The organism is Nostoc sp. 'Peltigera membranacea cyanobiont' 210A (genome assembly GCF_002246015.1).
In the GTDB taxonomy this organism is placed as follows: Bacteria; Cyanobacteriota; Cyanobacteriia; order Cyanobacteriales; family Nostocaceae; genus Nostoc.
This window is the reverse complement of the sequence record NZ_NOLJ01000009.1, coordinates 162217-170014: the sequence shown is the minus strand read 5'-3', so window position 1 is coordinate 170014 and position 7798 is coordinate 162217. Positions and strand designations below refer to the sequence as shown.

Genomic DNA, 7798 nt, shown 5'->3' with positions numbered 1-7798 from the left:
CACACCCCCCACACTCCCCACACCCCCTGAATTTATCACTTGTGAGAAGTGCAGATATCGCACTTTAGAAATCCAGGAGTAGCCTTAGCTAATATCTAAAGTTTAGGATAGGCAATCCGTTGGTGATGAAATTGCTGCCAAACCTGGACAAAAATATGAGCAATTTGAGACATCTCTGCCCGTGTTAACCCTGAATCTACCAACTGATTATCCTGCCAACGTGCTTTCAGGATTTTATTTACCATTGCCAGTGCTGCTTCTGGGGTTGCGTCTTTAAGGGAGCGTAATGCCGCTTCACAAGCATCAGCCAATATAGCAATCCCCGTTTCTTTGGATTGAGGAATGGGGCCGTCGTAGCGGAAATCTGATTCGTGTAAAACTTTTTCAGGATTTTGTTGCTGTTGCTGTGCTTGTTGGTAGAAATAGGCAATTAAAATGGTTCCTTGATGTTCAGGAATAAATGCCTGAATAGCACTCGGTAGCTTGTGTTGACGAGCCATTACCAACCCTTCGCTCACATGCTTTTTGATAATTTCGGCACTTTTCCAGGGATCATTAATCACATCATGTTTATTAATACCTCCCATTTGATTTTCAATAAATCCTAGAGGGTCATGCATTTTACCAATGTCATGATAGAGAATCCCAGCCCTAACGAGTTCCACATTACAATTTAATGCTCGTGCCGCAGCTTCTGCTAGAGTAGCGACAAACAGTGTGTGCTGGAAGGTTCCAGGAGCTTCATTAGCTAGGCGTTTTAATAAAGGTCGGTTGGGATTGGACAATTCAGCCAGACGAATAGGTGTGACTAGATCAAATAAAGCTTCTAGGTAGGGGCTTAAACCTAGTGCTAAGATGCTCCAAACTAACCCTGCTAAACCGTTGAGGACTGCTGCACCCAGCACAGCATACCAAAGGGGTGCGATCGCAGTGTTGACCAACAAATAAACTACTCCCTGCGTCAACCCAATTAAGATTCCCAAAGTAGCTAATTCCTCTCGCGTTCGCAGTGCTTCTCTACCAGGGAATCGCCATTGTCCCGCCATCAATCCGCCAAGAATTCCGCCAGCTGCACTAGGTACTAAATAATGCCAGCTAAGTTCCGTTCCCATTGAGAGCAATATCGTTAGTAACCCCATAACAGTACCTCCGATCGCAGTACCGTAGAAGCTACCAAGAAGCAAACCAATAGCAGGTAAGCCTGTAAATGATTTGGTCAAGATTATTAGCAACGGCGTACTGAGAGTAAGGAGCAGTATCAAGAGATAATCGCTCCGTCGTAATTTGGCGTAAATCCTTCGTTCTACCAGTTTGAAAACAGCCACAGCCAATGCCACTATTCCACTAAAACGAATCAGATGCAGCCAATCGATTCCACGTTGGCTCAAGTGAAAGTGGTCTAATAGGACAAAATCAGCCTGGGTAATTTTTGTGCCAGCCTGAACGATAACTTCACCTTTTTGAATGCTGACGATCGCCGGTTCTACTGCTTCGGCTGCTTGTTCTGCAATCAGCTTGGTTTGCTCAATATCTTTAATTAGATTAGGTGCGATCGCCGCTGATAGCAATCGCCTTGCTAAAGGTTGTGCTGTTTCTGGCACAGAAACACTCACCTGCATCCCGATTGCAGAGTTCAGGTTAGCCTTGGATAGCCCAGGATAAATGCCCTGTGCTAACATTCGGTCTAAAGTTTGACGCACTTGGATTTGAGTTTTTTGCCAATCTGTATCAGACAGGTTTAAGAAAGTGGCATTGTAAAGGGTTTCGGGTTGGGCATAGACGCTTTGCGTGTTGTCTTTAGACATCGCGCTCAGGGCTTTTAGGCTGATATTATAGCGCTGACGAGCTTGGGCGATCGCTTTTAATAGTTGAGCAAAAGCCTGGGAGGAGTTAGACTCTCGGTAAGTTCGCAGTTTTTTCACTGCTAGCTGCTGGGCAGAATTTAAACCAGTCAGATTGCTATTTTTATCCAAACCTCGTAATACTTGCTGCCATTGAGGTTCTGGTACTTGTCGCAGGTAAGTTTGTGTAGCAGTAGACAACAATGAAGTCTTAACAAAGGGAAAATTGCCCAAATTTTCGCGGATTTGATTGCCTTTTGTGAATAATTGCTGGAGATTTTGGTGAATTTGCTCATTAATTACTGGATCGTCAACCCAGACTGCTGAAGCACCGCTACGAGCCTCCCTGCGTCTTTCTTCTGTTGTTTTTACATCTTCAACATTGGCTGAACTTGGTGCGGTAAGTGTTTGAGGAGCTATCTTATCTACATCCAGCTTTGGTTGGTTATAAAAACGGTAGCCTAGTCCACTGGAGAGAGATAGTACGACAAACACAAACATCCCAGCAGAATAGAGACGGTTTTTTAGATGCGATCGCTTACTCTTAGGTCTAGTTTGCCTGTAATCCCTACGAAATAAACTCAAACATCACCCCCAAAAACTACACCACTATAGTGCTTGTTCATTATACTTGGGCAATTTATCGATATCAGTGACCAATCTATTTTATCTACAACAAAACTTACTTGACATTCCTCCCTTATCTAACTTACTACCCTACTACCGCAGGTATTCTTTAAGGATTGCTCTATTTTAATATTTTGCCATTCTCCCACAGTTGGCGATGGGCTACGCCCCAGCATAGGCGATGGTGCAACCATTCTTTTAGGATGGTTGGACAACAGCACCCGCATAGCGATCGCAACCTATTCAAAATTAACTTTGAATGTAAAAAATTGCCCCGCACTTTGAAAAGCTAAGTAAGTGCGGGGATATTTTATTAGCAGTTATCTTAAAGCCATTTAGCTTCTTCTCTCATGCAACCGCTCATCATTCGTATTAACGTCTAATTCCTCACGACGAACAGTACCTTCGGCTTCAACTGTATCCTGTTCAACTACTTTCTTAATTTTCACTTCCTCGCGCAAAACGGCTTCCTTCTGAATATTCGGGGTTTCTTCATAAAGATCCATCCGAGTAACTTCTCCTTCACGGAAGTTAGCCTCAGCAGGCGATACAGTTCTACCAGCTTCGTTTGGAGTAGTGCGTTCAATGATTACGCGTTCTTTTTCAACTGGCACAGCAACTCTTGCCGTCTCAGTTTCAACGTGTTTGCCAACAGATACTTCTCCTGTCTTAACACGGGATTTATTGGCAACTAAACGTTCTTCGTATAGTTTCAGGTTTTGATGATCCTGCTGATTCATATCGTAAAGATTTGGTTCATCTTCATACGTATATGTATTGCGATCGCTAGAGACTGGTGGAGCATTTACAGGTGTCGATGTCTCTACAGGTGTTGATGTCTCTAAAGATGCTTGTCTCATTGGAGTCCGATAAACTCCACGCACCTGTTCCTCATAATCGTAATCAATCTGTTCCAAATCATTAAAATCTGGTAAATTTTCTACTTGCTCCTTCGTCAGCCCAATGGCATACACGCGTCGATTGCTATAGCTTATTCGGGAACGCCCAATTGGTAACAATACTTGTCTGCCAAAGAACCAAAAACCTGTGTCAACAACTAAATAGCGGAAATGACCTGAATCATCCACCAAGATGTGTTTTACAGTCCCAACTTTATCGTCATTTATATCTGAATAGACATCAAAATCCCTAACTTCATAGCTATCAAAATCTGTATCACCATAGTTACCAGCAAAGTCTTCGATTTTATATAAAGCCATATTCTTTTTCCTCCTACATCTATATTTACAATCGTAAAGATATAATTTTTTAATCCTTCTTTCTCAAGAAAGATATTAATGTCTAAAAAATCATTACTGTTGAATTAATTGTTTTAAAAAATTCGGGTTAATCAAACCAAAAGTAAATCTCTGCATAAGATTATAGAGGCTTATAACTAACTTGTTAGACCTGAAATCAGCAAAAATCTCGGAGAAATTCGCACTTATTGAGCATTTTGTTTATTAACAGGAGTCCGAACAATATACTGATTAGCAGGTAAATTAATAGCAACTGCTTCTATCTTTCCTTGGGAAACTAAAGTTTGATAAACTAAAGCCGTAATCTCTCCTCTAGTTGCAGGTTTACTTGGATTAAGAACTTTAGGATTTGGATAGTTGACCACTATATTTGCTTTAGTTGCGGCTGCTACATCTCCAACTGCATATTGCGGAATCTTATTGGCATCTGCATAAGTGTTAGTAATAATAAATGACGCAGGACGGTTAATATTTACAGCATTAGCTGCTATGGCTGAGGCTTTTGATATTAATAAAGGCTGCATTAAAGTAGTAAATCCAATCGGCATTAAAACACGCCTTTTTACAGGTTTTTGTGCGGTTTTTTGAGGAACTACTCTCTGCATGACTGTGGGTACAGTAACTGCGGATGTACCAGTAGTTAGATTCAGACCTTTATTTAAAGCAACTATAGCCTCAACCTTAGAAACCGATTGATTGGGACGAAAGTATCCACCAGGATAACCTGTCATAAATCCTTGTTGATATGCTTCTTCAATGGGGCGAGTAGCCCAATAGTTAGTAGGAACATCTTTATATACAGCACCACTTGCTATCTGGCGAGTTGGTGGTTGGTCAAAAGCTTTACGAATAATTGCTGCAAACTCATCTCGGTCTACTGGTTGTTCTGGTCGAAATGTACCATCAGGATATCCAGTTACAATATTTCTTGCAGCCAAACCTCGAATAAATGGCTGTGCCCAGTAATTAGGTTGAACATCACTAAAGGTAGTTGTAGGGGAAGATTGAGCAGATGTTTCTAATGCTCCAACTGCTAGTACTGTTAAATTTAAAGTTAGTAAAGATACACCTGCTGAAACGAACTTAGTTAACTGTGTTACGATCCATGCCCCCTGTTTTTTCAATTCTTCATTATTTCTAATACTTCAATAGTTATTAAAAAATAGTGGAAATTTAGTGGAGAAATTTATCCCACAACTTGAAATACTACTAAAGACTGACTATGTTTATTACTTTAGATATAGATAACGCAAAAATGAAAATATCAAAAACGTCAATGTTTTAGTGACGGCTTATGTTAATAGAATAATTTTGGTTCTTCAGTACCTGTTATGCCAAATTATTAGTTAAACATCAAAACTAGACTTTAAAATCAAGTTTAGAAAGCTTAAGTACCAAGAATGGACTAAAATGTTAAAAACAATGCCTGCTTTTGTTGTGCAGCAATATTTTCAGCTTTTTAGCAGATTAATTTAGCATACTAAGTACTGAATAGCCATAATTTTATAGCAATCTTATTTTAGTAGTGAAAAATATAGATTAGGAAACGAACCGCATAGATGCAAAGCGGCCTTCCCGCAGTGTAGGACGCAAAGGAAAGAAAGAAAAAAGAGAAATATAATTTTCACGAATGATTTAGGACTGGTATAAATCTAAGTAATAAAATATAAAACTTGCTTTCGAGAATAAAAATATAGCAGAGTTCTCCACGGCTTTTCCACTATTTAGATTTAATCTAAGTCTCAAACGATAAATTAATGAAATTTTGCTTGTATAAGTTTTTTGCTACCTTGGCTATCAGTTATTTTACTATGTACCCATTTTACGGACAAAAATTAAGTGTTAATTGAATATGAGATACATGTTTAAAAAAATCTTTCTTTGGGTAGTAGAGTTATTGTCTGAAAACGCAAGATGGTTAGCGGTAGGAGGGTAGAATGCGTCAACTCATTATCCAAGTACCACGAGGAAATGGAAAAGCTGTTATCGACATTGCCAAATCTCATAACGGCACAAATCTGGCTCGATTTGAAGGAAATGCAGAAGAACCGATTGATGTAGCGATCGTTCATGTTTCTAATCGAGAAGTTGGCAAAGTTCTGGACAAGTTGCAAGACTTACCCAAAGTACAAATTACGCTCATACCAACTGGTGTGATGACTCTGCAACCCCCTGCATCGGAAGCGCCGCAACAAGTTGTAGATGTGGAAGAACGCAGTCCGATTGAGATTTTTCTTTCTGGTTTGCAAAGTGTTGGCTCTTGGCGAGGTTTTCTTAGTTATGCAGCACTGGCAGGCTTTGTAGTCTGGATTGGCTTGTATACTAATACAGCTTACTTGCTGGTGGCGGCAATGCTGATAGCACCGTTTGCAGGCCCAGCAATGAATACAGCGATCGCTACTGCATGGGGCGATCGCAAACTCTTAGGGCGGAGTATTTTACGATATTTTTCCGCTTTAGCAGTCACAATTGCCACTACTTGGCTACTTAGCCTGATATTACGGCAAGAAATTCCCACCAGTTTAATGGTAGAAAGTAGCCAAGTTTCAGCAGTAGCAGTGATTTTGCCATTGGCAGCCGGAGCAGCAGGAGCGCTCAACTTGGTGCAGTCAGAACGGAGTAGTTTAGTCTCTGGGGCAGCAACCGGAATGTTAGTTGCCGCTTCCTTAGCTCCACCTGCGGGAATTGTCGGTATGGCAAGTGCAGTCGGTAGGTGGGACATGGTAATTTCGGAGCTATTCTTACTGTTTTTGCAACTATGCGGCATTAACTTTTCAGCAGCGCTCTTGTTCCGAGTATTCGGGCTGTCTGCTCAAGGAACTCGCTATCAGCGTGGTAAAAAACGGGTATTCTTTTCTGCCTTAGTAATAACTGTCATCGCATTGGCTCTTTTGCTCACTTGGCAGTTCTCTAATTCTCCCAATTTACAACGCTCTAGCCTTACCCAACGTGCCAACGCCCAAGTTCAGAAAACTGTGGAACAAGTTGGTTTAGCAAAATTAGTTGAGTCGAATGTGCGCTTTACGCGATCCAATATTCAAGGGCAGGATACCCTGCTATCTGTTATTTATGTGCAGCGTCAACCGGGAGTTACAGCGTCTAGTGAAGAAATACGCTCACGCCTCACCCAATCAATTCAAACCCAATTATTGAAACAGGACTTAAATGTAACACCTCTAGTTGATGTCAACGTACTAGAAACCCCTGCTAGTAAACAATAAGACCATTTATGAGTAGATCAAAGCTTTCAGAAAAACAAGCCCTAGAAAAAGAACGTAATGAAGTCTTGCAGCAGTTGGAAGATTGGCTAGAAATTCCAATGCTGGTGCTGGGCTTTGTATGGCTAGCACTATTCATCATCGAGATCATCTGGGGATTAAACTCTTTACTGGAAGCCTTTAGCATCACTATTTGGATTATTTTTATATTAGATTTTCTACTTAAACTAGCGATCGCTCCTCATAAACTTTCTTATATCAAAAGCAACTGGCTAACAGCTATTTCTTTAGTGTTACCAGCATTACGTACTTTTCGGATTATCCGAGTCGTCCGCGTACTACGAACAGCGCGGGCTGTGCGAGGTTTACAGTTGTTGCGAGTTATGACTCGTGCTAACCGAGGAATGCGGGTTTTAGCAGCAAGTATTAGCCGTAGAGGATTTGGTTATGTTGTGGCATTGACAATGATTGTTACTTTAATAGGAGCAGCAGGGATGTATGCCTTTGAAAACGAAGTTCCAGTGGAATCAGGGCTGCACAACTACGGCACTGCTTTATGGTGGACAGCAATGCTAATGACAACGATGGGTTCTGACTATTTGCCCAAAACGCCCGAAGGTCGGGTGCTTTGTTTTTTCTTAGCGTTATATGCGTTTGCCGTGTTTGGTTATGTCACTGCAACTCTGGCGACGTTTTTTATTGGTCGTGATGCCGATGATGACGAAGCAGAGTTAGCTGGAGCGAAATCGATTCAAATGCTTCAGAGTGAAATCGTAGCATTGCGCGGGGAAATTCAAGAATTATTGCATCAAAGTTCTGAGCGTTAACGTTAGCAAAAATTACTTAGTGAGGA

5 protein-coding genes are annotated in these 7798 nt (G+C 41.1%); 2 read left to right on the top strand and 3 right to left on the bottom strand.

Annotation, left to right across the window (positions count from 1 at the left end):
• Positions 1-95 precede the first annotated feature (95 nt).
• From CDG76_RS27070 to CDG76_RS27060, 3 genes are all read right to left on the bottom strand, one after another.
• Positions 96-2342, bottom strand: coding sequence for an HD family phosphohydrolase (locus CDG76_RS27070; protein WP_094351970.1), 2247 nt, complete (start codon positions 2340-2342; stop codon positions 96-98).
• A gap of 461 nt (positions 2343-2803) precedes the next feature.
• The gene (locus tag CDG76_RS27065; RefSeq protein WP_094351969.1) at positions 2804-3688 is read right to left on the bottom strand and encodes a DUF2382 domain-containing protein; all 885 of its coding nucleotides are present in this window, start codon (positions 3686-3688) and stop codon (positions 2804-2806) included.
• Positions 3689-3912: 224 nt separating this feature from the next.
• Positions 3913-4851 (bottom strand): S-layer homology domain-containing protein, encoded by a 939-nt coding sequence (locus CDG76_RS27060; RefSeq protein ID WP_223265408.1) that lies wholly within the window; start codon positions 4849-4851, stop codon positions 3913-3915.
• 813 nt (positions 4852-5664) lie between these two features.
• Here CDG76_RS27060 and CDG76_RS27055 point away from each other — a divergent pair.
• Positions 5665-6948 carry a DUF389 domain-containing protein gene (locus CDG76_RS27055; RefSeq protein WP_094351968.1) on the top strand — a complete coding sequence of 428 codons (1284 nt, stop codon included), beginning with the start codon at positions 5665-5667 and terminating at the stop codon, positions 6946-6948.
• A gap of 8 nt (positions 6949-6956) precedes the next feature.
• Positions 6957-7772: an ion transporter gene (locus tag CDG76_RS27050; RefSeq protein WP_094351967.1), complete on the top strand. Its 816-nt coding sequence runs from the start codon at positions 6957-6959 to the stop codon at positions 7770-7772.
• Positions 7773-7798 lie beyond the last annotated feature (26 nt).

Coding starts and splice junctions, on each gene's coding strand:
- CDG76_RS27065 (WP_094351969.1), bottom strand. CDS start 3,688: ATGGCTTTATATAAAATCGAAGACTTTGCTGGTAACTATGGTGATACA.
- CDG76_RS27070 (WP_094351970.1), bottom strand. CDS start 2,342: ATGTTTGTGTTTGTCGTACTATCTCTCTCCAGTGGACTAGGCTACCGT.
- CDG76_RS27055 (WP_094351968.1), top strand. CDS start 5,665: ATGCGTCAACTCATTATCCAAGTACCACGAGGAAATGGAAAAGCTGTT.
- CDG76_RS27050 (WP_094351967.1), top strand. CDS start 6,957: ATGAGTAGATCAAAGCTTTCAGAAAAACAAGCCCTAGAAAAAGAACGT.